Source organism: Paenibacillus agaridevorans (genome assembly GCF_018604145.1).
GTDB classification, from domain to species: Bacteria; Bacillota; Bacilli; order Paenibacillales; family Paenibacillaceae; genus Pristimantibacillus; species Pristimantibacillus agaridevorans.
In genome coordinates this window covers 4,729,387-4,755,655 of sequence record NZ_CP075889.1, presented here as the reverse complement: position 1 = coordinate 4,755,655, position 26,269 = coordinate 4,729,387, and the positions used below count along the sequence as shown (strand labels likewise).

The following is a 26,269-nucleotide window of genomic DNA, read 5'->3' as shown; positions in this document are numbered from 1 at the left end:
GAAGACGCGTACAGGTTACTTTATCGCATTTAAGAATAGCTTCAAAAGAGCCAAGGCGTCCTTACGCTGCTTCTCTGTGCAGTTATGGAGTGCTGCCATGATCAGTTCAGTTTCATTGCTTGTCGAATCTGCCTCGCTATCCATCAATAAGTCATTAGGAGAAAGCTTGAGCAAATTGCATATGCTGAGCATTGTTTCAATGGACATGCCGACTTTTCCGCGTTCAATATCTCCACAGAACCGTGGTACTCGTCTAATATGCTCAGCCATTTGTTCACGGGAAATTTCAAGAGCATCGCGTTGCTTCCGAATGCGTTTACCTACCCTCTTTTTATCGTAAACAATCATTACAGTAACCTCTTCTCATCCGTAATCAGTCTATAACTCTTATTATGTAGGAGTACACAATTGACTTAAATGAGTCCTGAAACTACTATTAAGGTAGTTTTATAATATACATTGTGTTCATCTTTTCTACATTTCATAACTGGAATGGAGGTTGAGGGAATGAACGAATTACTGAGAATAATGGAGGAGGAGCGGCGAAAGCTAAATGCATTAGGTAAAAAGGCCATGGAACAGTCCGTTCCTTTGTCCGACAGTCAAGAAGTCCAGGAGCAAAGCCGCAAGCTGGATGAATTGTTGGCTTGCTATCAGCATATTAAGGCCAAGCGGACTGAACAGGCGCGATAAAAGAAATATAGGGGGAAGCAGGGCGATGGAATTTCCACCGTGGTTTCGACAAGCGATTCAAGGAAGGCTGGATGAGGTTTCAGCGAGAATCGAGCATGATCCTGAATTGGGTCATATTCGTGAGCAAGCAGATAAAGCCTTTGAAGTCTTGTTTCCGGGAAAGGACATTGGGCGGATGCCGGAATTTTCGGAATGGGAGGACTGGCATCATCACAAGCAAGGCATTGTCAATGAAAGATTGTATCTGCAAGGCATGAAGGACGGTATTCAGCTTGCCGCCGTGTTATCATGTCATTCCATTTGGTTTGATGAACACGAAGAATGTAACCATCCAGACCAATTGAAAAAAAAATGAGTCACGCATTGTTTATCAGGAGGGATGAAGATGGAGGTAAAGATTAACCGGGAAATCCGGGAATATACGGAAAGCCTATTTTTCGGACTGTCCTTGCGGCAGTTCTTTTTTTCTGTTCTGGCTGTTGGTGTAGCTATTGCCTTGTACTTTTGCCTGCGGAGGCAATTCGGCATTGAAACACTGAGCTGGATGTGTGTGCTAGGAGCGGCTCCATGTGCGGCCTTGGGCTTTATAAAATACCATGGAATGACGGCAGAGCAGCTATTATGGGCGTACGTGAAATCAGAATTTTTAATGCCACGGCGTTTGGTTTTCCACTCAACGAACAGCTACTATGAAGCTCTGCAGGGAACGATTCAAAAGTATGAAAAAGAAGGAATGAAGCGCCATGATTAAAACCTTGCGTCGTATCATCAAGCAGGATAAGGAAAGGTTTATTATTCCCAAGGGTGTTCAGCAGGTAATCCCGATTCGAGCCATCTGGCAGGACGGGATTTTTTTTGTTGGCAACAAGTTTTCTAAATCCTATCGTTTCGAAGATATTAACTATGCCGTGGCCTCCAGAGAGGACAAGGAGGAAATGTTCTTGTCCTACTCGGAGCTACTCAATTCCTTTGACAGTGGAGCCACAACCAAAATTACGATTCATAATCGCCGCTTGAATCAGACCGATTTTGAAGGCTCCATGCTCATTCCGCTCCGTAAGGATCAGCTTGATGTGTACCGCAAGGAATACAACCAAATGCTGATGGATAAGGCGGTTGGTGCAAACGGAACGATTCAGGAAAAATACATTACCATATCTATTGCTAAGAAAAGCGTGGAGGAGGCGCGGCAATATTTCTCCAGAGTCAGCACAGAGCTAGCCTCTCATTTCGCCAGGCTTGGCTCGCGCTGCACAGAGCTAGATGCAACAGATCGGCTGCGGATTTTTCATGACTTTTATCGGACAGGGGAGGAGACCACTTTTCGGTTCATCCTATCTGAAACGATCCGCAAGGGGCATGATTTTAAGGATTACATCTGCCCGGATACCCTTGAATTTGAGAAGGACCATTTTCGGATGGGAAACCTGTATGGTCGTGTCATCTTCTTGCGCGAGTATGCCAGCTACATTAAGGACAGCATGGTATCTGAGCTATGTGACCTAAATCGTAATTTGTTCTTATCCTTGGACATCATTCCGATACCAACAGACGAAGCGGTTCGGGAGGTAGAAAACCGTCTGCTGGGAGTGGAGACGAACATTACAAACTGGCAGCGCAGGCAAAACAAGCACAACAACTTCTCTGCTGTCGTGCCATACGATATGGAGCAGCAGCGCAAGCAGAGCAAGGAGTTTCTGGATGATCTGACTACACGCGACCAGCGAATGATGTTCGGCCTGCTGACGATGGTGCATGTTGCTGAAACGAAGGAGCAGCTTGATAGCGATACAGAGGCGCTATTGACGACAGCTCGTAAGCATTTGTGCCAGTTCTCCACGCTTAGCTATCAGCAAATGGATGGACTGAATACCGCATTGCCCTTCGGGGTGAGGAAGGTGCATGCGCTTAGAACCCTGACCACTGAAAGCACAGCGGTGTTTATTCCCTTTCGGGCGCAGGAGGTCATCCATCCCGATGGCATTTATTATGGGCAAAATGTGATTAGCAAAAATATGCTCATTGCCAATCGTAAGCAGCTACTGAATGGGAACAGCTTTATTTTGGGCGTATCCGGTTCAGGAAAAAGCTTTACTGCCAAGCGGGAAATCGTCAATCAGGTGCTGGCAACAGACGATGATGTGATCCTGATTGATCCAGAGCGCGAGTATTCAGCGCTAGTGGAGGCTTTGGGCGGGGAAACCATTCATATTTCTGCGACCTCGCCTAATCATATTAATGCAATGGATATGAACCGTCAGTATGGAGATGGAGCAAATCCTATTATCCTAAAATCGGAGTTTGTACTGTCATTATGCGAGCAGCTAATGGGCGGGCATCATTTGGGGGCGAAGGAAAAGTCGTTAATTGACCGATGCACAGCAAGTGTATATCGGAGGTTTTTGCAGAATAATTACAAGGGCGATCCACCTACCTTACAGGATTTTCGAGCAGAGTTGCTCAAGCAAGATGAGCCGGAAGCACAGGATATTGCGCTAGCAATAGAGCTGTTTACCTCCGGCAGTTTAAATACCTTCGCCAAGCCAACCAATGTGAATGTAAACAACCGTCTGATTTGCTATGACATTCTGGATTTAGGCAAGCAGCTATTGCCCATTGGCATGCTGGTGGTTCTCGATAATATTCTTAACCGCATTACGCAAAATCGGGCGAAGGGTAAAAATACGTTTATCTTCATTGATGAGATCTACTTGCTTTTTCAGCATGAATACAGCGCCAACTTTCTGTTTACGCTCTGGAAGCGGGTCAGAAAGTATGGCGCTTTTTGTACGGGCATTACGCAAAATGTGGATGATTTGCTGCAAAGTCATACCGCCCGAACGATGCTGGCCAACAGCGAGTTTATCGTGATGCTGAATCAGGCTAGTACGGATAGAAGGGAATTGGCAGAGCTTTTGAACATTTCTGATCTGCAATTGTCCTATATTACCAACGTGGATGCGGGGAATGGCTTGCTGAAGGTTGGCAGCTCGTTAGTGCCGTTTACGGACAGGTTTCCACGACATACGAAGCTATATAGCTTGATGACGACGAAGCCAGGGGAGTAGAAGTACGGATAAAGTAGGCGGCGGTCCTTATAGCTCTGGACAGCCGCCTCGATTTTTATATTTTGCATAGTGGTAAACTACAATGCCTCCTGTAGCAGATGTCTGATTTTTTTCCTCAGTCTATGTATTCGACTGGTAACCGCTGTTCTTGAAACATTATATTTTTCACTCAATTGCAGAATAGATAAATGATGTTTGAAATAGTCCCGATACAACTCAAGCTCACGAGAATTAAGCTTATTCATAATCTCGTCAACAGACCTGTTTATGCTAGCTGGGGAAAACAGCACCTCATCTATCAATGGGCAATTGCAAGTCAGACGTTGAGCTAAATCACAGTGAAATCTAACTTCATATTTTTGCTGAATATAGCACCTTCGGAAAACATTGTTTACCTGATTGCGTGAGGTTCTGTAAAGCCAGCCCTCGATGTTCGGATGCATTTTTAGCTTGCTTGCGTGCTGACCTGCATGTAAAAAAGTATTTTGTACGCATTCCTCGGTTGCATCAGTATAATGCCCCCGCAGAAGTTTTTTGCAATACAGGCTGATCCTTTTGGCATGAATCCGATAGATTTCCTCCAAAAATTCCTCATTGCTTTTCAAACTGTACATGTGCTTCTCCCCCTCTCGGCTAGTGGTGATAAAGTACCGCTTAAGATAAAGAGATGGTTCGCTACTCCTATATTTTACCATGTGCCAGCGAATGAGAGTTGTAAGATATCTACAAAAAGTATGGGCATACGACAAAAATCAGGAAATTATTCCTGGGAACGTGATTTTTCATGTGTCAAGCGACATGTATCTATGTAGGGATAATTGACTAAAAATGTAGTTATTTTGAATTCGCTTTGGAGGCTGTGTAGGTTGAAGAGCTATAAACGAACAGAATTTTCACTTACGAGTGGCAGCGCCTGATGAATTAAACGGTAGGCTTTCTTCTCACAAGGGTGTTGCTATGTGAGCGGGAGTTGATATTTTGTGGTCGAGTGCCTTTAATATCAAGTCGCATGCAGCTCATGCTGCCCAAAAGCCGGTAGCGCAGGTCGTTATTTCACCATGCGCTATCCTGTTCTCTTTGTGTCAATTTCAGTGTCGTACTCTGCATAGGGGCTTTAGGAGCGTTTTGCTACGGAGTCCTTTTTATGTTCCTTACGGCTTCTTGAAGGGTGGTATTGGCTGTCGTTCTCCTCCTCTGTTTTGGTTTGCCCAAAACCAAAAAAACGGAGGGGTAAGAATGATTGAAATTAACCTGAAAGACGTGTACTCCTTTTATAAAACAGATGTATGGGTAGAGGTGGATGAAGAGATTGTGCACGAAATGCGCCGCTTCGATAATCTTGATAACGCATACAAGCTGCGTGTGTATCGTCATCGTGCTTATTATTCTCTGGATGGTAACGATGGAATGGAGCATCAAATTTTGTTTCCTGTGCTTTCCTCTGAGGAGAAATATGAGGAGGCCTGGCTCCGGCAGGAGATTTATAAGGCAATGTGTCAGCTATCTGAAAAGACCTTCAGACGCATTTATGCCCACTATTTCTTAGGCTTAAGTAAAGTTGCTATCGCTCAGGCAGAAAAGGTGGACGAGCGTGCGGTTCGGAAGTCAATAAGCAGTGGTTTGAAAAAGCTGGCTCTTTTGCTTGATAAGGTACAGCTTTAAGCACTTGGGTCCGATTTGACCTTAAAAATGATGGGATTAATAGAAGGCTACTTAGCATTGTAGCGGCTGGTGTTGGCAGCCAGTCGCTGCAATTATTAAAGGGAGTGATCAGATATGCAACCGAAAATGTTTCGGGATGAGGAGCATGAGCGTTTTTATTATGAGTCGCTGCGAAAGTCGAATTGTACAGATGCCTATCATCGAGCAGTCTTTTATGCGCTAGGAATTTCATGGGAAACGAGAAGTCATGCTAACGAGCTATTTGATTATTCAAATGACAGCATTAGGCCAAAAGGCCTCACCGCCGCATGGCAAACCAGCAGTACGATTCGAGTAAGCCGTCTGGCTTTTAATTTGTGGAACGGCTGGACTGAGGACGGAAAGGATAGCTACTCCACCCCGCATGAGCTATTCGACTGTAGCTACGCACCTTTTTTCTTTGAAGCGATTCGCTTGCGTTACCCTGAATACTGTAGAAGTCATGAACGAGCTAACAAAAGAACTGGAGAGCATATCCGCTAATCATTGAGGTGGAGGTGATTTCATGAAGGATATAAGAACAAGGATCAGTCACAAAAACGTGAAGAAGCTGGAGAGACATGTGCAATTGCTCAAAAGGACGCGGGCATCTGTGGTGCAATTCAAACAGAAAGAAAAGGAAGAGCCAAAATCACGCTCACCCGTTGAGTATGCTAAGAGTAAATCAAATGATGTAGTGAAGCGTTCAATGAGAGTAGGGGGACAATTAACTAGACAATTTGTCAACAGAGTAAATCGGACTGTGCTGATCGAGAAGTCATCTTTATTAAAGGATATTGAGCGAAAGGGAAGTGGGCAAAAACAGAGTAAGGTAAGCATAGTAGCGCGGCGGAAGGCATCAAAGAATAATACATCAGGCGGCGGGCAGACAAGAAGTATTCAGTCACCTCTAAGCCTAAAGCAAATTAAAGTATCGACAAGCCATACCAGGTATAAGGAAAGCAAATATACCTTACTTAGACCCATACAGGGCAAGTCTGAAGGTGCGTTAGATACAGTGATAAGAAAACAGAGTGATTTAGAAGGCCGGGCTAATGCTCGGCTTTTGTATATGGGACGGGTCTTTAAACTGAAATTACAACCTACCAAGCAGCAGAAAAGTAGCAATATACCAGCCGAAAATAAGAAGCAGCCTCCTGCAAATTCTATCCATCGCTCATATGTAAGGCGTATGACTACCGTTGAACAACAATCGGGTGATGTTCAAAGGAAAATTTTCCGAGCTCCTTTATCATCTCAATTTGTCAAGAAGCCAAACCATTCTCAGTCTGTCAGGTATTCCTTCAATGGCAAAGGACGGAAAATAATTAAAACGTTATCTAAAGAAACCAGAACGGGAGCCTTCAACAGACAGAAAGGCAATAGGAGTGCTTCAGTTCAGCAAAAGGGTGGCATGGAGCAAGCCAAGCAAGCGGTTTACCAGGCAGCACTTGCTCGGAGAAATCTGCAAAGAATACAGGCTATGACCCGATTTAATCTTCGTATCCTTCGCATCGTAGTAAAGGCTGCTGCTTTGGCAGTCAAGGGAATAATGGCTTTATTAGGAGTGAGCGGTTCAGTAATTATGCTGATGTGCATCATATTAGCGGTGGCCTATCTCATTGCATCCCCTTATGGCATTTTCTTCTCTGATGAGAATACGGATAATGACGTAAAGCCCTTGTCAGTGATTGTTCAAGAGATGGATGCTGAATTTACTGATCGACTAGAAGAAATTCGGCAAAATGAAGGCTCCGTTGATCGTGAGGAGATAAATTATCTTGGCAGTGCAGATAATACTCGTGTAGATAACTGGAGTGATATTATAGCAGTGTTTGCAGTCAAAACAGCAATGGATACTGAAAATGGAATGGATGTAGTCACAATTGATGCGACTCGTGTGGAGGCCATTCGCTCTGTCTTCTGGGATATGAATCAAATTGAATACGATATAGAAACGATTGAGCATGAGGAGACAGTGGCGTTAGAGCAGGAGGATGGGAGTTTGAAAAGTACAACGGTTACAACGTATGAAACTGTCCTCCATATAACGATTACAAGCCGAACAGCAGAGGAGCAATCAACAGCCTACAGCTTTACTAATGATCAGGATTCACTTATGAAGGAACTGTTATCAGAAGAATTCAGACCGCTTATGTTTGCACTTTTAGGTAAGGACGGTGATACAGGCTTATCTCAAGAGGAGCTTGATCTGGTTTATCGAGATTTGCCAGAAGGGGAGCATGGAGTTGAGGCTGTCAAGCTGGCATTGACCCGATTGGGTGACCCATATAGCCAGCCCAAGGCTGGGATGGATCGCTACACAGATTGTAGCTACCTTGTACAGTGGGTTTATAAGCAGTTAAATATCCAGTTGCCACGCACCGCGGCAGAACAGGCCCGTTATATTGTAGATAATAATCTTGCAATTCAATATGAAAATTTAGCTCCGGGTGATTTGGTTTTTTGGAGCTATGAACGGAATGGTCGTTTTATGGATATAACGCATGTAGGTATTTATGCAGGGAATGGCCAGGTAGTCGATGCCTCCTCCAGCCGCGGGCAGGTGGTTTATCGGAATTTGTTTGATGGGGATAAGCAGGTGATTTATGGGAGAGTGAGATAGTTATCGTATTTATACCCTTGCTAAAATAACTCGCTTTGATAGATTATCAAATAGAACGAAATATTGTCTGTACCTTCGATATTTCCTATTATTTAATATATTAACTAATTTTGTGAGAGTGGCGTATCTTAGAAAGGTACTGCAAAAGCATGAGGTGCTTTCATCTTAAGTAAAAAAAGTCATTCAGAAATGAAAGGGGGAATCGCATTCATATACTTTGAATTATACACTATTTCATAGCAAAACCAATAAAACTTAATGAATCCATCTCGCATAAGAAAGAGAAACTAATGTGCAGACAGCAACGGGACGGAAGTTCTTGGCTGAAGCAGCCTGCTCTTGTCTTTGGGCTTTGTAAACCCATATGTTAATTGATGTAATGGAGAGCTTGCAGAGCGCTCGACATCTGTAAATTCATAGACGGATGGGCTGCAATTATACTGGAACAGTTTGGACTCGATCCTTTTTCCCCATACTGTTTATGTTCTGCAACCGCAGACGAGACAAGTTCAAAATCCTGAACTGGGATCATGCTGGCTTCTGGCTCTTACAGTCGCAAGACCAGAGCGGGGTACGCTTCAGTGACCCGCTGGCGGCCTTGATGAAGGGCGGGGAATGGAGATCGATAACAATGGCGGGGAGTCAAGGTTGGCACAGCAATATCTCTACTCATCATACACTCGGAAGGAGTGGGAAACGAAACTAGTTTTTCCTATTTTCGAGTAGTCCGGATTGTAATATCCGGACTACTCAGTCATTTTGTAATATGTTCATAGTAATTCTTTTGCAATGTGTTCCAAAACAAACGTCTCTCTTTCGATGGAGAGTCCCATTGAACTTTCCTGACTATCGATTACGTTTCTGTTGTGGGAAATCGCTTTGTGTATGTCAATCCAGACGGAGCCCATTCCATTAGACTGTTCATAGTCCTCTAACTGAGCGTCATCGAATTCATCGTCAATTCGACAAATATAAAAATAGGAGAGCATGTGGATGAGATCGAAATCTGGCTTATAGTGCGGTCGGTATTCATCAATATAGCCATACTCTTGGATCACTTCTATATTTTTAGCTCCTGTTTCTTCCTTGAGCTCTCTTCTGAGACCCGCAATCAGATCTTCATCGGCTTCAAGACCTCCACCTGGAAAACTGTAGTCATTATACCTATGCGTATAGAGAAGGAGGATTTTGTTTTCCTTCAGGATAATGCCTCGTGCTGCTTTTCGTTCCAATATGTTGCCCTTCATTGAAGTAATGCTTTGATGTATCATCTGTTTTAATAGTCTCATTGAAATTCCTCTTTCTTATTCGGCTATAGTTCATTGATAATCGGAAGGATGTAAGGAGATCTTCCTATCTCTTTTATGAAAATTTCTTCTAAATTTTCTATTATCAGCTTTGACCATGTTTGTGGGTCTGATTTCTGTTTCTTGGAAAGGACGTACTTTAAGGCATCTTCTGTTTGATTCATAAATGATACAGAATCTCTCATATAGACAAACCCACGGCTTATAATCGTAGGACCTGTCAGGAGTCTGAATGGGTCCTTCCGAACGACTAAGAGAACGATGACGATTCCGCTAGTTCCCATTTTCAATCGATTTTGAAAAATATTCCGACTCAAACCCAACACCTGATTGTCACGGACAAAGGATTCTCCACTTGGAATCTTTGTATCCAAGTGATTCTCCCAAGGTGTAAGACGCAGGACGTCTCCTAATTCCATGAGAAATATATTTGGTTCTGACACCCCGGTTTGTGCAGCCAGCTTGCCATGCTGCAACATCATTCGATACTCACCATGTATCGGGACGAAATATTGAGGCTGTATCAGATTAAGCATTAGTTTTAAATCTTCCTGACTGCCGTGACCAGAGGTGTGCACATCTGTCTTAGAGCCATACACGACATCAGCTCCGGCCCTCATAAGGAGGTCAATGCTTCGGTTCACACTTATTATGTTTCCGGGGATAGGGGAGGAAGAGAAAATGACAGTATCTCCTGATTGGACTTGTACCCATCGATGGCTACCCGAAGCTATTCGAGTTAGCGCAGCTTGTGGCTCTCCTTGACTTCCTGTACAAACAACAACAGTCTGATCGGGCCTGTATCGAATCATCTCCTTAGGATCAATAATCATTCCTTTGGGAACCCTGATATAACCGAGTTCTTGTCCAACATTAAACACCTTTTCCATACTTCTTCCTAAAACAACCAGTTTTCGGTTAGTTGATATTGCTGCTTCTACGACCGTCTGTAACCGATGTACGTTCGATGCAAAGGTGGCGAACAATATTCTTCCTTTGCATGTCTCGAACAGTTTAAGAATCGCTTCTCCTACGAATTGTTCAGATAATGTTATTCCTGTACGTTCACTGTTGGTGCTATCTGACAAAAGAGCAAGAACTCCTTTTTCGCCAATCGCAGCTATTTGGTGAATCGCGGGGGGCGAACCTATTATAGGAGTATGATCAAATTTAAAATCACCGGTTTGAACTACATAGCCATAAGGAGTTTGTACTGCGATACCGAAAGAATCAGGTATACTGTGAGAAGTTCTGAAAAATTCCACAGAAAGATGTCTGTAAGATATAAGGGTTGTTCCATCAATTATATGAAGGTTTGCTTTGGATAAGAGTCCATGCTCTTCAAGTTTATGTCGAAGTAGACCAATGGTTAGCGCAGCCCCATATATGGGAATGTCTATTTCTTTTAGCAGGTAAGGAATACCGCCAATGTGGTCTTCGTGCCCATGCGTTAAAAAAAGTCCCTTTACTTTGTCCTTATTCGCAATTAGGTAACGAAAATCGGGGATAATATAATCAATGCCTGGCAATTGGGTGTCGGGGAACTTTAGACCACAATCAATCACTACAATTTCATCTCTGTATTGAATACCATACATATTTTTCCCGATTTCGCCAAATCCGCCGAGTGCAAAAATTTGGACCGAATGAACAGTTTTTCGCTTCCTTCTCATTATGGTAGAGTACGGTTTTTCCATCTGTATAATCCTTTCTAAACTTATGCATTTGAATAAAAAATCAACGATTATATAAATAACAGCACCTCTGCAAACAATAGTAGAGGTGCTGCTGTATCTCTAATTTTACTTTACAACAACGACTGGACACTTAACGTGTTTCACGACTTTATGGCTTACACTGCCCATAACAAATTCTTGGAATTTATTTAGGCCACGGTTGCCTATAATAACGAGATCCACGGTTTGTTGGTTGGCATACTCCACAATAGCTGGTCCAGGGTCGCCTGTAATAATTTTCATATCATACGCGATATTTTTAGAAGAAAAAAGCTCAGCAATAGGGATTAATTTTTCATGGCGTTTCACGACCAGATCTTCATGATTTTGTGAGTGAAGAACTTCTTCTTTTACTTTTGATAAATCCGCAACGAACAAGACTTCAACAATGGAATCAGTTATTAAGGAGGCGATTTTTGCCGCTTCCTCTGCTGCTCGTATCGAGTTTTTGGAGCCATCAGCAGCTAACAAAATACGTTTGTACACGTTCAACTCACCCTTTCATTAATGTGCTTTTAATTGTGCGTTTGCATCATGGTAGACGGCCAATCGATCTATGATTTTTTTACTGGATGCATCTAGACCTTTTACTGTAACCTCGTTATTGTTTTCACGGTACTTGATGACGACGCGATCTACGGCACCAACGCCCGAATCGTCCCAAATATGTGCGTTTGAGAAGTCAATCACAATCTGCTGGTCCGAAACGGTAAAGTCAAATGACTTTATGAATCCTTCGGCTGAAGCGAAGAATAATTGCCCTTTGACATCAAAGACGAGATCCCCACTGGCTTGCCGTTTCCGAACCTCCAGCCTTGAAATTTTAGCTACAAAGAAGATTGCACTTAGAATAACACCAGAAATTACACCTTTGGAGAGGTCATGAGTAGCAACTACAACAATGACTGTAATCAGCATGACGAGTGCATCTGTTTTTGGCGCTTTGCGCAAATAGGAGAATGAGGACCAGTCAAAGGTTCCAATGGCTACCATAATCATGATTCCTACTAATACAGGCATCGGTATTTGAACAACCAGTCCGCCCAGTACCAGGATTAGGAACATCAGAAACACACCTGCAACCAAGGAAGACAATCTGCCGCGGCCTCCAGATTTGATGTTGATAACTGATTGTCCAATCATGGCACATCCTGCCATTCCTCCAAAGAAGCCAGTAACGATGTTTGCAATTCCTTGTCCTCGAGCTTCTTTGTTTTTATTGCTGTTTGTATTTGTCATATCGTCAACAATCGACGAAGTGAGCAATGATTCTAAAAGTCCGACAATAGCCAGTGCAATCGAGTATGGGAAGATGATTTGTAAGGTTTCAAGATTTAAAGGAATATCTGGAATCAAGAAAGCAGGCAAGGATTGTGTGATTTGTCCTAAATCCCCAACTGTTCTTAAATCCATACCTCCCCAAATAGCGGCAGCTGTAAGAACAACAAGCGCAATCAGTGGTGCTGGTATGGCTTTGAAAAAACGAGGCAAAACATATACAATAAGTAAAGTTACCCCGACAAACACATAAGTTAGAGTTGATATCCCGACAAAATGGGGAACCTGAGCCATAAAGATCAGAATGGCAAGTGCGTTCACAAAGCCAATCATTACGGCTCGTGGTATAAACTTCATGATTTTAGCAACTTTGAATATCCCGAAAATTAACTGTATGATGCCAGTTAGTACTGTTGCGGCGAGCAAATATTGTACGCCATAATCTTTGACTAATGGAACCATGAGTAAGGCCATTGCGCCAGTAGCGGCAGAAATCATACCTGGACGACCACCTATAAAGGCTATAATCACAGCGATACAAAACGATGCATATAAACCAACCATAGGATCAACACCGGCAATAATCGAAAAGGCAATTGCTTCGGGAATTAGTGCCAGGGCGACAACGATACCGGCAAGCACGTCGCCCCTTATATTGGAAAACCAATCCCTTTTCATTCGTTCAATCACGGAAACTTCCACTCCTTATTTTTTTATTTTTGACTTTTAACTCTCATAAAAGTCAGGTTCCGATATAAGCAAATTCATTTTATCATCATTAGGACTAAAAAGGAACCCTTTTGGTCTTATTTGTGTTATGCTTTTATAAAAGCGTTTTGACAGATAGGAGAGTATGGAATGTTTATTGGTTATGTTAGACCAAATCAGGATGATTTAAACTGTGAAGTACAGCTCCATATATTAGATGAACTCAACTGCGATCGTTTCATCGTGGAAGAACATTCTTCCACGAAAAAAAGAATGCTGTTAAAGAAAATGATAAATGAGCTTCAGCCAGGAGATACGATTGTAGTTACCCGACTTTTTTCATTTGCCGACTCCACGCGGCATCTTGTTGAATTATTAGATCAATTGAACCAAAAAGAAGCTTACCTGTTTTCTGTTGGAGAAGGGATCGATACGAGATCATCAGCGAAGGGATATTCCTTCCATGAATATGTTCATCATTTGTTGAATTTTCAAAGTGATGTCATTAGTGAGTATACGAAAAAAGGGATATTTGAGGCTAAACAAAAGGGAGTCAAGTCTGGTCGCCCACGAAAGCCAGACGAAAATGTTAAACGAGCGATTCATATGTATCAAAGTAAAAACTATAGTCTATCCCAAATTAAAGAAGAAACCGGAATTAGTAAGACGACCTTATATCGTTATTTAGAAAATTGATGTATTGTATAACGACTTCATAAAATTCATGAAGAAACATTTTGATGGATTTAAATAAATATTGGTTCATTCAAACTCGTCTACGGAAAGTGAAACTCTGCTAGTAGCAGTAAAGTTTCGAAAGAACCCGGAGTTCAATGCATCAATCTTTCAGTAAATGACTCTTTTTGAAGTAATTTGATACCTTCAAAACACGTGAAAGAAGAGGTCTCCCATCTCCCAATAAAATCATCATCTACTTACATGGGAAAATATGGGTTCGTGAATTCGCCGTGATAACGACTTCGAGAATGAATTCTAAATCAATGAGGTGTTCATCGATTTGAATAATAGAATGAACGTATTGGTGGGGGTAACAATCATGTTTTTCTGATGCGTGTAGAAAATGAATTGAGCGGTGAGAATCTTATAGAGGATGCGGCTAATTATAAAATATAAATGGGGAATATGAAGTGAAAACAAAATTCCTTTATTGGCTTGTCCCACTCATTATACTATTTGTTGCTGGAGGACTGATTTACAATTCACCTCATCCATTGCAGCATGGAGGATACACAAAGATGCATGATGGTGCCCTCATTATTGAGTTGAGGAATGAGGGGTCCCGTGACTTACAGCTTGAGCGTGTAACGGTTACTTCTCCTAAAGTGGAGTTTGGAGTCAGTTATTCGATGCAATTAGTTATCGGAAGTGGACCTAATCAGGGTAGAATATTTGAGGAGTTGAGTAAGCAGTTAATTCATCCAGAATTGACACTAAATCAAAAAAGAGATGCGATAGAAAAAAATAATGGGACGCCGATTCATTATGGAATTCGTATTCATGATGCATCAGATGTAAAAGAGGTTATTATTACATATCTGTACTGGGGAATACAACGGTCAAAGAAAATAACAGTTAGATAATGAAAATATGAAAACAGCTAGGAGAGAAGTATGGAGACAACAGGAGAGAAATCATCTACTGCCCCAAAGGCAAGGCCCCCAATAAGGACGCCTTTCTTTTACGGGTGGCTATTGGTTGGTATTAGTGGATTAGGTATCTTTTTTTCCGGTCCCGGACAAACCTATTCGAATGCTGTATTCATCGAATCATATGTAAGGGAACTATCGATGGATCGAACAAGCATTTCGTCGATTTACTCAGCGGCAACACTAGCATCGGGCTTGCTTTTTTTTATTATGGGACGTCTTGTGGATCGATATGGACGGCGTGTAATGTTTACAACTGCCGCACTTCTGCTTGGAGTAGCTTGTTGGTTTAATAGTATGGTAACAGGTCCGATTATGTTGTTTATCGGTTTTTTTTTGGTTCGTTATTTTGGGCAGGGTTCCCTGACTCTGATTCCAAATACTTTGGTGTCCCAATGGTTTGGGCGATACAGAGGTCGGGCGATAAGCTTCGCCGGACTTGGTGGACTGCTCGGAGCAGCCAGTTTTCCTCCCATTATGAATAGATTAATTGATGTTTATGGTTGGAGGCACACTTGGCAAATACTCGGTGTACTTCTTATCCTTTTCCTAGTCCCATTAGTTTATTATCTGGTTCGCAATCGTCCAGAGGATGTTAATCTTTACCTGGATGGAATACCGATCAAAGCTGGCGGTCAAGATGGTAAGCAGTCCGTAGTTGAGGATAGCTGGACTCTTTCAGAAGTGGTCCGAACCCGGTCGTTCTGGTTTATTCTTAGTTGTGCTGCTATTCCAGCAGCTCTTTATACAGGGATCACATTTCAGATTTATTCCATACTTGGGGAGCGGGGGGTCAATCGAACTACCACTTCATTTGTACTGAGTCTGATTCCCCTTGTAAGCTTCGGCTGCTCGCTTATTGCAGGTTTTGTTGTGGAGAGAGTTAAGGTTGCGCGAATGCTTTCCCTAACATTCGTTTTAAATATAGCGGCACCGCTCACATTGATGACTTCTCACTCATATGCGGCAGTCCTGATCTTTGCTGTCTTTTGGGGAGTTGGGCAAGGTGCATTAAATGTTCCAATGGGGGTAATTTGGGCGAATTATTATGGGCGAGAACATCTGGGCAGTATTCAAAGTGTGACTACAACGGCGATGGTGGTTGGGTCGGCGCTCGGTCCAATTCCTTTTGGTTGGAGTTATGACCACTTTGGTGGTTACAATTTCGTATTGATTTTGTCTGCTGCGATTTGGCTAATCGGTGCCTTTTTGGCTTTTTTGGCTGTGCCACCACGAAGAAAAGCAAGCGAAGGATGATTTCATTGGATACAGGGAGCCATCCAATTTTTTTAATGCTATCTCAATGAACATGTGAGAACACGTAGAAATATAAAAGATTACAGAGTGTTTACATGTATTCAATGTATTCTTATCTTTTGTTTGAACGATAATAACTCAATATTAAATCGCAACTAAACGGCAGGCTTGCCTTAAGATATTGTATCTTTATCTATCATTTTATAAATTCTGGTAGAAATATTGAATATATTAGCATAAGTGAACTGTGCCTCTATTGTTAGAGAAAATCTAACAATAGAAGCACAGTTTTTTTATGGTTATTAGTGTAAAGGAACAGGCCTTTTTTAAAAAATGAGTAGCACATTTTCTGAAATGATATGTGTCAGCAAAAAATCTGATATTCTAACCTGCCCTAAGTTTGAAAGGGTCCGATTTGATAAAAAAAATGAAATGACTATTAGGAAGATAAATGTTGACTTTCAGACGCATCAATTGTGCACTCGGCAAAATTAAGGGGCAAATAAATGTCCACTTATCAATTCCTCACTTTTAATATGAAACCAGTGCTTATTACATTACATGAAAAGCTGAAAGTTCAATATTTTCTTACCTTTGCTCTATGAAAAATTAATACTTATCTTATCTGGTACATTCTTCGCATGCTCCAAAAGGAGAAAGCCAAATTGCAGGTGCGCCATGACCATATTAAATATATGAATAGGATGCGAGCGATTTTTGCTATGCAGTGAATAAATGGTGGTTCCATTTATGGCGACGATCCGTGCGAAGGTATAATGATACTTCTGTCCAGCCACAGCTTATCGCAATGGGGGCAGCTCGCAGAGAACCTGGGAGAGGTTAGCTACCTATGAGAATGACTAACCATCGTTCGCCGGATAAGTAAATTGTCAAACCAAAACAGAAGAGAAGGGGCATTCGCATGCCCCTTTCATTCAAGCTCGTGCCTACCTATGCGTTTATTTTAAACGAGTCCCTTTAATAATGAATGTTCTCGATCTTTTTTATTGGGAGGTATTATATGAAGGACAATCTAATCAGATATAGCATGCAGATTGCTATGCTTAAGCAGCTATTGTCCATATCCCTGATTACCGAACAGGAATTTCATGCGCTCAAAAATAAGATCATGAAAGACTATGGTGTGATTTCTGACCTGACAACCTGATTCGTACAATTGTTGATTGCACCCAGTCTTATTATACTGATTCCGATATAATAAGAGCTGAAGGAGGATTAACAATGGCATATGAAGTTGAAGTAATTAAGGCCAGCCGAAAAATAACAGATCGGAAAGCTGGAGGGCTTACCGATATTTTAAGAGTAGCCCCATATGCAAGAGTAAGTACGGATACAGAGGAACAGCTTAGCAGCTATAAATCGCAGGTTTCCTATTACACTGAACTTGTAAACAAACGTTCGGATTGGCAGCTTGTTGATATTTACGCAGATGAGGCAGTAACCGGAACACAGGTCAACAAGCGTGAGAACTTCCAACGCATGATTGATGATTGCATGAATGGAAAAATTGATATGGTTATTACTAAGTCCATTTCCCGATTTGCTCGAAATACTTTGGATACACTCAAATATGTACGAATGCTGAAGGAGCAGAATGTAGCTGTATTCTTTGAAGACGAGAACATTAATACCATGACAATGGATGGCGAATTATTATTGGTCATTTTAAGCTCAGTGGCACAGCAAGAGGTTGAAAATATATCCTCCAACGTGAAAAAGGGCTTGAAGATGAAAATGAAGCGCGGTGAGCTGGTTGGCTTTCAAAGCTGCTTGGGCTATGATTATGATGTACAGACAAAGAAAATATCTATAAATGAAAAGGAAGCCGAACTGGTTCGTTATATATTCGAGCGTTACATAGCGGGCTACGGAGCTTATATGATTGCTAAGGAATTAACCGCCGAGGGCTATAAAACGAGGTCAGGTCGAAGCAATTGGCAGGATACAGCGATTCTTGGTATCATTAAAAATGAAAAATATAAGGGCGATTTACTCCAAGGAAAGACTTTTACCGTTGATCCCATCTCAAAAAGAAGACTGGAGAATTACGGCGAAGAAGACCAGTTTTACATTAGGAATCATCATGAGCCAATAGTGAGTGAAGAGGTTTTTGAAAAAGCACAGGCTATTTTGCATCGAAGAGGAGCAAGATTAAGAGGAGTTGAAAAAGGAAAACGCGATAAATATAGCAGGAAGTTTGCTTTTAGCAGCAAGCTGGAGTGTGCGTTTTGCGGTAGTAACTTATCCAGGCGTAATTGGCATAGCGGCACGACGCACGAAAAGACGATTTGGCAATGTGTGACGGCAACAAAAAAAGGAAAGAAGTATTGCCCTCATAGCAAGGCTTTAATTGAAAATGTCATTGAGAGTGCTTTTCTTGAATCCTACAGAAGATTGTGCAGCAATCATATGGATGTATTAGATGAGCTGATGAAGCACATGGAGACTGTTCTCGGTAATCAGAACCATATGAGAAAATTAAATAAAGTGAATAATGAAATCAAGCTCATAGAGCAAAAGCGTTGTAAGCTCATTGACCTGTGCTTAGATGAAAAAATAGATCGAGCTACCTATGAGAGCAAATATGCGGAGTTGGAGAGCCAGCTTAGTGAGTTGTTAAATGAGCAGGCGCAGCTAGAGCAAAGTTCGCGGCAGGAATTGGATGTGCAGAAGAGACTGGAGCATCTTAGAAAGGTGCTGCAAAAGAATGAGGTGTTTTCTTCCTTTGACCGCAATGTATTTGAGAGCATTGTGGAGAAGGTTACTGTAGGGGATTCAACTGATCCTGCACAGTCTGACCCGCATAGATTAATGTTTATTTATAAAACAGGCTTTACGAATTCGGTGGAGAGTAAGATGATTAAGCAAAAAAAGCTATCCAGAAATGAAAGGGGGGAACCGCATTCCTATACTTTGAACGACACATGTGGAGTGCGTGGTGGGGATATGTCGCGTCGATACCTAGAAGTCTATAGTTTTCAGCATTCGGCGAAGTATTTCTCCTTTGCGAAGGATGAGAGTGACTATAAAAATAAGGTACTGCGAGATACGATTAAAGTTTCGGTTGTTTTGGATTTGAAATGGGTAGATATGACGAGCGATTTTTAACCTACAAAGAGAGCATCATTCCTGGTGTTCTGTTATTTTTGAGATGAGATTTGAATAAGGGATTTAGCGGTAAATCGGCACGAAAGACCACCTTCTAAAGTAAAGCGAAGGTGGTCTTTCGTATTATACCATATTATGCGAACCATTTTTCGACCATACAAAAATGCCGTAATCCCTTGTATAGCAAGGGATTATCCCATGTTCTCACTTCGCATTTGTTGCTTTGTTTTCGCATAACATTTATTTTTTCAGCTTAGATATGCGAATCAGGTGACCACGTGTTATGCGCAAAAAAAGAAATGCGCACCTGATTTTTACGTGATATACGAAGCTGATGATCAGAGTATAACTTGACTTAACTCGACTAAATATATAGCAAAGTGTTATATAGCAAAGTGTTGATAGGTAATTGAGCCCGAATATATTCGTGTCGAATGCGTAATAGGAATAATACGAATCGATACGTAGAGATTTTTTGTTTTCAACACTTTTCGCGTTTTATGACATTTACGACAGAGGGCAGTGACGGCAGAGATAAGATGATAAAAGACTAAAGTACCGTTTCTGTGGTTCTAGAATGGGATTTGGATCTCGAGTGTGTTGAAATGTTGAACGCGTTAAAATGAGTATGGGTCGAATGAAAATTCTTGCAGCAGGTAGGTAAAGTATATAATCCGTTAGTTTGTGAACAGAGAGGTAGCAGAGACTCTTTAATTTTTGCACCACCTTTTTGTTTGATATTTCCAAATGTCATTTACCATGTTAAGCTTGGAGGTAGTTGGATAGACATTGGCAGAGATGTCAGATGCAGTTGAGTTGTAGCTAATATGATTTTGTGAGATCTGTATATCATTAATTTTGGTTGGTGGGAGTCTTAATTCGTAGTTCTCACCTACCATGCTCAATTTACTCTGTAGTATTCAATAAAATGAGCGAATTTTGTGAAGCACTTAATGTGAAACTTCAAAAATCGTTTATGGAAACAATTATACATAAAGAAAGGAGTATAAGAAATGTTTAGGGACAAGGTAGCTCCATGGCTATTATTCATTCTCGGAATCTTATTAGGATTGAATCTCTATGATTTTAATGAGTTTCAGCTAAATGTATTTAATATAGGTGCATTTTTTTTAACTCTCACTGGATTAAATCTGGGATCTTCGTCTAATCGTAGAAAGAATTCTATTCTGAAATTATTAAGAAAAGTGAATATTAGTACAGGTATATTCATGATTATATTGGCCGCTTTTGCTAGCGGATTTAAGTATTACAGCATACTTTCTGAATTAGTGAACGATATAAACACTAATGCTCTTCTATTGATGGGTATTGCAGTAACCTTATGGTCCTTTAAATTATCTGATGAAAGACAAGGCATAATGGTAGATAGAAAAAGTGAAGAGAATTTTAAATTGAGAGAGAAATACCTTGAAGAAAGGGAGTTAAGAATTAAGTGTCAAGAGGAAATAAATAAGTTGAAGAAAACAATCGAACAAAGGAGCTAGCATGATGAGCAAAATTGAATTTAGATTAGAACAGAATGAAGATGAATTCTTGAAATCTTGGAGGGTTACTGATTTTGCAAATAAGATCAGTGAACTTCATTATAAACATGAATTGCTGAATGAAGTACGAAAAAGAATAAAAGAAGGAGAGAACCCACAGAATTTTTTTGTGTTCGATAAATCATTTAGTATTCACAGAAGTTATAAGTATTTGGGAACACATAAGTTGAGTAGTAAAAACGGAGTGAAAAATTTATATCATTTAGGAGTTCCGTTTCCCCTTTACTCAAATTCAAAAATTGATGCAGTAAGGTGCATATTTAATTCATTTTCTCGAATGTATACAGAATTTAATAAGGAAACAGGCGAAGGACAAGAAAAGCTCGATAAGAATAACCTTTATTTTTTTGTTAAAGAAGCTATGACATCTAATGAAGAAATTGAAATTAATAAATATCAAAAATATTTAAACGCATTTGTATCTACTATTATAGTGACTACATCTCAAAAGAAAATGAAGGAGGTTGTTTTTGAAGAACTAAAGAAATTGCAAGTCGAATATAAGAACAGATATGAAATACAGAAAAAAATGATTGAAGTAGAAGAAGAGATCAAGTCTAAGAAGACTGACTCACTGTCAAAGCGTTATGATGAATTGATAAGTAAAGTGCCAGGATTATTTGGACGTAGTTTTATGAGCAATAAACGACCTATTGTTGGAGTTTATAACAGTGAAAGTAATAGTGTTGAGATCCTATGTAAAAACTTTATCAAACAAAATGTTAAAGAAGAGAGACAGTTTGATTTAAAAAATATAAGTCACAACAGTCCTTATGTTATTGTTTTTTTGGCTACTTATGTACTCGCACAGTTGTTTTATCAAATGTATGTTAACAAAACTGATAGGCTTCAAGTTCAAAATGAAATTGTTCTGGATGATATTGAATTAGTGGATGAAGGTTATGGAGAACGAGAAGAACCCAATGCTGAAGCTGAAGATGTCCGAAATAAAACACTTATATTAGAAATGAATAGAGAGAGGTTAAAAGAAGTTGCAGTTTCTATAGAAATAACTGAGCAACACAGTGAACTGGCCAGTATACCTCCGAGTGTAGAAAAAACATTAGATCAAATTGCTGATTCTAATATAAATAAAATGGCTACAAATTTTGATCAAAATGGGTTCAGTAACGGAAGTTTGTACTTGGAGAAAACTAATCAAGAAAACTCAAAATAAAAGATTAGACAAGATGAAGTGAAATTGTGACAAGGTAAACCATCTGCAGAGAAGCTCTGTTGGGGCTTGCTATTAAGTTCTTATTCTCCGAAATAACCTGTTCAAATTATTTCATCTATTATTTCCATTTGAATTTTTCGAATTAAATCTATGTTCTTCAAAGGGTTTTCATAGTTTTTTAGCCATCATGGTTGTCCTCCATCCAGTCGAGAGCAAACATGGCATGCTGCGTTGTTTTTGCTCGGCTCTCACTCGTTAACTTGATGGCTCAATTAACGTTAACTTATTCAGATTTTTGTAACTTATATAGATCCGGGATAGCTTTCAGAACCACATACCGCCCCAAAGCCAGTCCCGCCAAGGGGATTGGCTTTGGGGCGGTATGACGTATACCTACAAATTTTAGGGTTAATCTACGGAAATGTACTATATTTTATGTTGACATTTACACTATATTTAATGGGGTTTGATACAGTAGTTCCGCCCATCGTTTTACTATTTATGAACTTCAATGGAGTTGCTTCCGTCTCAGCACCTTTGACTACGAGTTCTTCGCCAAGCAATTTCGTGAGTACTCTGAGTAAGGCGACGAAGCTTATGGGCCTATGGAAAAGTCCTGAAACCGACTAATTATCCATATATGCCTACAGAGGTGGCGCAACTGTCGAACCTGGGATTCATAAAGGTCAAGTGTGCAAAGACATTTTTATAAAGTGTGGTATAAAATTGAGTTGCATCCGATGGAATTCTTCTTCTAAGTAGAGGAGATGGAAAATATGGAGGAAATGACCGATGCGTGTCGAAGTATAGAAAGTAGGTATATAGTCTCAATTTTATTTGTAAGGTGTGATTATTATGGAATGGGCATTGAATTCAAGTTTGCAACATGTCCATGCTTTCTCTTCAGATGCGATAAGGGGCTTACCGTATACATGTCCCAGATGTAGAAATGAAACATTTCTAAGAAAAGGAAAAAAACGAATTGCTCATTTTGCACATGTTTCAGGGCAAACTATAAAAGATTGCGAATTATATGTTCCTCCTGCGATTTATGCATCAAAAGTTGAGGACAAAATTTTAGATAACGTATACGAAAAGACACTGGATTTGTATGTAGAAATAGAAAAGGAAAATTGGTCGCTACATATAAAAATACCATCTGCAGTTGGACAATATAAGGGTAAGGCGTTCCTTAAAATTCCATTTGCATGGGATGGCGAGAGAACAATTCCACTGTCGTCTGTTCGAAGCAATGGAAAGAAAGTAAGAGTTAGATTACAAGAACAACTTTATAATGTAATAGTAAATGGAGAAATAAAAGACGATTGGAAAAAGAAAGTTACTCATGCTGTAAAAGGTTTGGGTGAAGATATGGTTACTATCTTCTATTTTTCAAAATTAGGAGGGCGAAGGTTACTACCAAATACTCCACTTCAATGGGGAGATACTTATGTTTTAATTTGTGATGATCAGAACATAAAGAACTTTCTTAGTTTGCCGCATCATATTGCCCATCGAAAACTGAAAAAAATAAATAGTTGGTCTGCTATGATCATAAAGTTACCAATTTCTTCGGATAGCTTTGTAGAACAATGGATCAGAATTTATTTAAACAAGATCGTGATCACCCCTGTCCCCCAATTAAGACTAGTGTCACCTGTTTCAAGTGCAGTAGATGATCAAGATGCGGTAGTGATTTCCCCATCTGATAATATAATTATAGCTGTAACTGGGGATCACGGTGCAAAAGCGTGGTCGACAATACATGTTCAAAAGATAGAGGAAATGCAATTGATACAGCATCAAGGAAATGGTGAGATGCCTATATTGTTGTCGATTGGAAATCTTCCAGTAGGAAGCATGGAGATATGGTTGGATGATGATAGGCTAAGTGCCTTAAGGTTAGTATGTCAAAATACAATACAGGCAGTCCCAAAAATCAATGGAGTCGTGTTTAAGGGAATATACTCTTCTGCGGGTACATCGGGTACAGAAGATACATATAGCTTGCATTCCAAAGATGCTATGATTTTTTTTGAAATGATTCAAGATTATAAGTTTACTCTAACAGATGTCACTCTTCCGAGCAACGTTGCCCTCTTATTAAAAACACAAGTGAATGAAACTGTTTTTAAGAAGGAAAATCCTACTGAAATTGCTCTAACCCTAAATCAAGCGTTACGTCAAGATAACTATGTCTATCTTGATGCTGGAGGATATGGGTCTCTTGCTGTAATGCCTTTAAAGGAAAGGGAAAATAACTTAATTTCAATGAGCACAAGTTGGCGAGAGCAAGTGAAATGGATCTTACTGAGTTTGCGCATTAAGCATCGGACAGTAGGCATGATTAGGAATGACACTTTTAATGGAATTGATAAAAAGAAATTAAACTACTTGAATCGATCAGATAAAGAAATGCTTCTTAAGGTGTCAAAGATAGGATTTATTCCCGTTTCAATGTTGCCTCAAATAAAAGAGTGTATTTCTGAGTGTTTACGAACTGTATCTTTTAAAAAAAATGATAGAGATTAGGGGCTGGAAAGAAATGAGTTTAATTAGCTACCCCGAAGATCGAAGAACCGCAATACAGACTTATTCTTTTGACGATTTCAGAACATTTTTGGGGAATATACCCGCTGGAACTTTATCGAATGCTATTAAGATACTACCTAAAAGAAAGGGTTTTCGTGCAGGTAAGGATATAGATATACGGCTCAGAGTTTATTATACAAGAATTGAGCGTTGGGATGAAAAAGAATGGAGTTTGTTTTTAAAGCTATGGATACTGTGGACAGACTCGCATGAGCCATTAAAGAGATTGCTGAATTATCAAGATTTAAAAGAATTTAATAGTTTGGTAATTAAGATGATAGACAATTACGATGAATTTTTAAGAATTTTAAATGAGCTGGTAGTTGGGGAACTGGCACAAGATGTTATCAGAGAGTGGATAAAATATAGCCCATTCAGTATGAATATGGATAGCTTGTGGTTAGCCAATTTGGCACCTACACCATTTACCAAAAAACTACAGGCGCGCTTAGAAATACTGGATGAGCGATTGGAATCAAATGTTAAGCAAAGTGAAGAGAAAATGCAAAAGATGGTTAAAGGGATTGACGAAAATGTGTTAGTGCTAAATAAAGAGTTCAATGAATTTAGTGCGATAGCTTCTATATTGAGAGAAGAGATATCCGTTTTGGCAAAGAAATCTCAAGATATTGAAGAAAATGTTTTTGTATTTAAAAGCGAGATTGAAGCATTAGCAAAACCAGAAGTTTTTCCTTCCAATACATATAAACATTTGACGGAACAGATTGGTGTAATAAATAGTCAAAGAATCGAACTAATCAAACAAATGAATGAAATAGAATTAAAACTTTCAAGACAAGAGGAGTCATATAAGGGAATCGATCTGAAAGAACTGCTCTCAAGTACGCTTGGGGACATACAAACTACTCAGGTGGCTGTGACTGCCGAGACCGCCAATCGACTAATCATAAAAGAAGTGGAATTCAAACTTCCACCAGTTCAACTTTCAAGTGGCCAGGAAGCAATGATTCATTTGAAAAAAAATTTGAATAGTTTGGGTATAAAACTGGCTGATGCGAAAGCAATTGCATTTGAAGTATTAGCTGCAGTTCTTACCAATCAAATGGTTATGTTTAGCGGATCTATGAGCATGTTTGTTGCAGAATATTGCGCTGCTAGTCTATGTGGGAGTACTGTGAAGGTTATAAGCGTTCCATTTGGGCAAATAGATGAGCTGATTTCAGCAGAGCAACTTAGGCAATGGGTTAATGAAGCGGAATCTTGTCATCAACCGATAGCTATTATACTTGAAGGAATCAATAGGTCGGCTTTTGAAATCTACGGTTCTAATTTAAGAAAGTATATAGCTGAGCAAATAGTAGGACGATTAAACTGGAATTGTCCTATCATTGTTATCGCAACTCTGATCACGGGCCCATCAGTTTTAAGTCTAAGTAAAGAATTTCTCGAAATTGGTCCAGTGTTTAATACGGATTGTATTGGGTGGAGTTACAAAAATATTGAACCTTATGTCAATGGAGTCATTGATCCAAAGTTGCTCTTAAAGAAAGATATGGATATTAGTGATTACTTGGAAATAGAGGACCTATTACCTAGAGGTATAATTGAACATGGGAGTATTCTATGGCGTAAAACAATAGCCGCAACGTATAAAATGATGATCCAACTAGATCCTTCTTTTAATTTTTCATCCGTAAATTATGGATGGTTAATTCCAATAACCTCATTGTATCTCAAGGAACGGATGGAGAAGCCGTTTGATGAGATAGAGTTAGATGAACGAAGCAAGTCACTTATCAAACATATGGCTATGGAAGATCGATAA

The 26,269-nt window shown here is 40.1% G+C and carries 23 protein-coding genes; 17 read left to right on the top strand and 6 right to left on the bottom strand.

Translation table 11 applies throughout. The features are described 5' to 3' along the window. Window positions 1-15 precede the first annotated feature (15 nt). Complete coding sequence (locus KJW29_RS19410; RefSeq protein WP_214625794.1) at window positions 16-348, bottom strand: helix-turn-helix domain-containing protein; 333 nt, start codon at window positions 346-348, stop codon at window positions 16-18. Between the two features lie 159 nt (window positions 349-507). Here KJW29_RS19410 and KJW29_RS19405 point away from each other — a divergent pair, with 159 nt between their 5' ends. Genes KJW29_RS19405 through KJW29_RS19390 form a run of 4 tightly spaced genes read left to right on the top strand, consistent with a single transcriptional unit; the run spans window position 508 to window position 3,761 of the window. Next, window positions 508-693, top strand: coding sequence for a Spo0E family sporulation regulatory protein-aspartic acid phosphatase (locus KJW29_RS19405; RefSeq protein ID WP_214625793.1), 186 nt, complete (start codon window positions 508-510; stop codon window positions 691-693). 25 nt (window positions 694-718) lie between these two features. Then, on the top strand, window positions 719-1,048 hold the full coding sequence (locus KJW29_RS19400) for a hypothetical protein (RefSeq protein ID WP_214631456.1): 330 nt from the start codon (window positions 719-721) through the stop codon (window positions 1,046-1,048). 30 nt (window positions 1,049-1,078) lie between these two features. Continuing rightward, window positions 1,079-1,444 carry a PrgI family protein gene (locus KJW29_RS19395; protein ID WP_214625792.1) on the top strand — a complete coding sequence of 122 codons (366 nt, stop codon included), beginning with the start codon at window positions 1,079-1,081 and terminating at the stop codon, window positions 1,442-1,444. After that, entirely contained in the window at window positions 1,437-3,761 is a 2,325-nt protein-coding gene (locus KJW29_RS19390; RefSeq protein ID WP_214625791.1) for a VirB4-like conjugal transfer ATPase, CD1110 family, read from the top strand. Before KJW29_RS19395 ends, KJW29_RS19390 begins: the two co-directional genes overlap by 8 nt. A gap of 77 nt (window positions 3,762-3,838) precedes the next feature. Here the strand turns inward: KJW29_RS19390 and KJW29_RS19385 are convergent, their stop codons facing one another. Continuing rightward, the gene (locus KJW29_RS19385; protein WP_214625790.1) at window positions 3,839-4,375 is read right to left on the bottom strand and encodes an RNA polymerase sigma factor; all 537 of its coding nucleotides are present in this window, start codon (window positions 4,373-4,375) and stop codon (window positions 3,839-3,841) included. 622 nt (window positions 4,376-4,997) lie between these two features. Here KJW29_RS19385 and KJW29_RS19380 point away from each other — a divergent pair. The 4 genes from KJW29_RS19380 (at window position 4,998) to tnpB (ending at window position 8,773) form a co-directional block, all read left to right on the top strand. Continuing rightward, window positions 4,998-5,423: an RNA polymerase sigma factor gene (locus KJW29_RS19380; protein ID WP_214625789.1), complete on the top strand. Its 426-nt coding sequence runs from the start codon at window positions 4,998-5,000 to the stop codon at window positions 5,421-5,423. Window positions 5,424-5,537: 114 nt separating this feature from the next. Beyond that, entirely contained in the window at window positions 5,538-5,945 is a 408-nt protein-coding gene (locus KJW29_RS19375) for a DUF6075 family protein (RefSeq protein ID WP_214625788.1), read from the top strand. Window positions 5,946-5,967: 22 nt separating this feature from the next. Continuing rightward, on the top strand, window positions 5,968-8,067 hold the full coding sequence (locus tag KJW29_RS19370) for a C40 family peptidase (RefSeq protein ID WP_214625787.1): 2,100 nt from the start codon (window positions 5,968-5,970) through the stop codon (window positions 8,065-8,067). A gap of 424 nt (window positions 8,068-8,491) precedes the next feature. Then, window positions 8,492-8,773, top strand: coding sequence for an IS66 family insertion sequence element accessory protein TnpB (tnpB, locus tag KJW29_RS36855; protein ID WP_214625786.1), 282 nt, complete (start codon window positions 8,492-8,494; stop codon window positions 8,771-8,773). Window positions 8,774-8,837: 64 nt separating this feature from the next. Here the strand turns inward: tnpB and KJW29_RS19360 are convergent, their stop codons facing one another. From KJW29_RS19360 to KJW29_RS19345, 4 genes are all read right to left on the bottom strand, one after another. Then, window positions 8,838-9,356 carry an NUDIX domain-containing protein gene (locus KJW29_RS19360; RefSeq protein WP_214625785.1) on the bottom strand — a complete coding sequence of 173 codons (519 nt, stop codon included), beginning with the start codon at window positions 9,354-9,356 and terminating at the stop codon, window positions 8,838-8,840. Window positions 9,357-9,379: 23 nt separating this feature from the next. Beyond that, window positions 9,380-11,071: a ribonuclease J gene (locus KJW29_RS19355; RefSeq protein ID WP_281426271.1), complete on the bottom strand. Its 1,692-nt coding sequence runs from the start codon at window positions 11,069-11,071 to the stop codon at window positions 9,380-9,382. Window positions 11,072-11,176: 105 nt separating this feature from the next. Then, entirely contained in the window at window positions 11,177-11,596 is a 420-nt protein-coding gene (locus KJW29_RS19350; RefSeq protein ID WP_214625784.1) for a universal stress protein, read from the bottom strand. An 18-nt stretch (window positions 11,597-11,614) separates the two neighbouring features. Next, window positions 11,615-13,066, bottom strand: a complete 1,452-nt coding sequence (locus KJW29_RS19345; protein WP_425517566.1) for a SulP family inorganic anion transporter — start codon at window positions 13,064-13,066, stop codon at window positions 11,615-11,617. A 180-nt stretch (window positions 13,067-13,246) separates the two neighbouring features. Here KJW29_RS19345 and KJW29_RS19340 point away from each other — a divergent pair, with 180 nt between their 5' ends. From KJW29_RS19340 to KJW29_RS19300, 9 genes are all read left to right on the top strand, one after another. Next, a complete protein-coding gene (locus tag KJW29_RS19340) occupies window positions 13,247-13,792 on the top strand; it encodes a recombinase family protein (protein ID WP_214625782.1) in 546 nt (181 codons plus the stop codon). Between the two features lie 452 nt (window positions 13,793-14,244). Further along, window positions 14,245-14,697 carry a hypothetical protein gene (locus tag KJW29_RS19335; RefSeq protein ID WP_214625781.1) on the top strand — a complete coding sequence of 151 codons (453 nt, stop codon included), beginning with the start codon at window positions 14,245-14,247 and terminating at the stop codon, window positions 14,695-14,697. 30 nt (window positions 14,698-14,727) lie between these two features. After that, on the top strand, window positions 14,728-16,020 hold the full coding sequence (locus tag KJW29_RS19330) for an MFS transporter (protein ID WP_214625780.1): 1,293 nt from the start codon (window positions 14,728-14,730) through the stop codon (window positions 16,018-16,020). A 1,021-nt stretch (window positions 16,021-17,041) separates the two neighbouring features. After that, entirely contained in the window at window positions 17,042-17,188 is a 147-nt protein-coding gene (locus KJW29_RS19325) for an SHOCT domain-containing protein (protein ID WP_214625779.1), read from the top strand. A 74-nt stretch (window positions 17,189-17,262) separates the two neighbouring features. Beyond that, complete coding sequence (locus KJW29_RS19320; protein ID WP_214625778.1) at window positions 17,263-19,149, top strand: recombinase family protein; 1,887 nt, start codon at window positions 17,263-17,265, stop codon at window positions 19,147-19,149. Window positions 19,150-20,162: 1,013 nt separating this feature from the next. After that, window positions 20,163-20,654, top strand: a complete 492-nt coding sequence (locus KJW29_RS19315) for a hypothetical protein (RefSeq protein ID WP_214625777.1) — start codon at window positions 20,163-20,165, stop codon at window positions 20,652-20,654. Window position 20,655: 1 nt separating this feature from the next. Then, on the top strand, window positions 20,656-21,891 hold the full coding sequence (locus tag KJW29_RS19310) for a hypothetical protein (protein ID WP_214625776.1): 1,236 nt from the start codon (window positions 20,656-20,658) through the stop codon (window positions 21,889-21,891). 855 nt (window positions 21,892-22,746) lie between these two features. Next, complete coding sequence (locus tag KJW29_RS19305) at window positions 22,747-24,423, top strand: competence protein CoiA family protein (RefSeq protein ID WP_214625775.1); 1,677 nt, start codon at window positions 22,747-22,749, stop codon at window positions 24,421-24,423. A gap of 13 nt (window positions 24,424-24,436) precedes the next feature. Next, on the top strand, window positions 24,437-26,269 hold the full coding sequence (locus tag KJW29_RS19300; protein ID WP_214625774.1) for a hypothetical protein: 1,833 nt from the start codon (window positions 24,437-24,439) through the stop codon (window positions 26,267-26,269).

Bases quoted from the DNA above. Each gene is read 5' to 3' on its own strand.
- KJW29_RS19325 (WP_214625779.1), top strand. From the start codon at position 17,042: ATGAAGGACAATCTAATCAGATATAGCATGCAGATTGCTATGCTTAAG.
- KJW29_RS19385 (WP_214625790.1), bottom strand. From the start codon at position 4,375: ATGTACAGTTTGAAAAGCAATGAGGAATTTTTGGAGGAAATCTATCGG.
- KJW29_RS19360 (WP_214625785.1), bottom strand. From the start codon at position 9,356: ATGAGACTATTAAAACAGATGATACATCAAAGCATTACTTCAATGAAG.
- KJW29_RS19330 (WP_214625780.1), top strand. From the start codon at position 14,728: ATGGAGACAACAGGAGAGAAATCATCTACTGCCCCAAAGGCAAGGCCC.
- KJW29_RS19355 (WP_281426271.1), bottom strand. From the start codon at position 11,071: ATGGAAAAACCGTACTCTACCATAATGAGAAGGAAGCGAAAAACTGTT.
- tnpB (WP_214625786.1), top strand. From the start codon at position 8,492: ATGGGCTGCAATTATACTGGAACAGTTTGGACTCGATCCTTTTTCCCC.
- KJW29_RS19345 (WP_425517566.1), bottom strand. From the start codon at position 13,066: ATGAAAAGGGATTGGTTTTCCAATATAAGGGGCGACGTGCTTGCCGGT.
- KJW29_RS19300 (WP_214625774.1), top strand. From the start codon at position 24,437: ATGAGTTTAATTAGCTACCCCGAAGATCGAAGAACCGCAATACAGACT.
- KJW29_RS19370 (WP_214625787.1), top strand. From the start codon at position 5,968: ATGAAGGATATAAGAACAAGGATCAGTCACAAAAACGTGAAGAAGCTG.
- KJW29_RS19375 (WP_214625788.1), top strand. From the start codon at position 5,538: ATGCAACCGAAAATGTTTCGGGATGAGGAGCATGAGCGTTTTTATTAT.
- KJW29_RS19410 (WP_214625794.1), bottom strand. From the start codon at position 348: ATGATTGTTTACGATAAAAAGAGGGTAGGTAAACGCATTCGGAAGCAA.
- KJW29_RS19305 (WP_214625775.1), top strand. From the start codon at position 22,747: ATGGAATGGGCATTGAATTCAAGTTTGCAACATGTCCATGCTTTCTCT.
- KJW29_RS19320 (WP_214625778.1), top strand. From the start codon at position 17,263: ATGGCATATGAAGTTGAAGTAATTAAGGCCAGCCGAAAAATAACAGAT.
- KJW29_RS19340 (WP_214625782.1), top strand. From the start codon at position 13,247: ATGTTTATTGGTTATGTTAGACCAAATCAGGATGATTTAAACTGTGAA.
- KJW29_RS19395 (WP_214625792.1), top strand. From the start codon at position 1,079: ATGGAGGTAAAGATTAACCGGGAAATCCGGGAATATACGGAAAGCCTA.
- KJW29_RS19400 (WP_214631456.1), top strand. From the start codon at position 719: ATGGAATTTCCACCGTGGTTTCGACAAGCGATTCAAGGAAGGCTGGAT.
- KJW29_RS19380 (WP_214625789.1), top strand. From the start codon at position 4,998: ATGATTGAAATTAACCTGAAAGACGTGTACTCCTTTTATAAAACAGAT.
- KJW29_RS19390 (WP_214625791.1), top strand. From the start codon at position 1,437: ATGATTAAAACCTTGCGTCGTATCATCAAGCAGGATAAGGAAAGGTTT.
- KJW29_RS19405 (WP_214625793.1), top strand. From the start codon at position 508: ATGAACGAATTACTGAGAATAATGGAGGAGGAGCGGCGAAAGCTAAAT.
- KJW29_RS19315 (WP_214625777.1), top strand. From the start codon at position 20,163: ATGTTTAGGGACAAGGTAGCTCCATGGCTATTATTCATTCTCGGAATC.
- KJW29_RS19310 (WP_214625776.1), top strand. From the start codon at position 20,656: ATGATGAGCAAAATTGAATTTAGATTAGAACAGAATGAAGATGAATTC.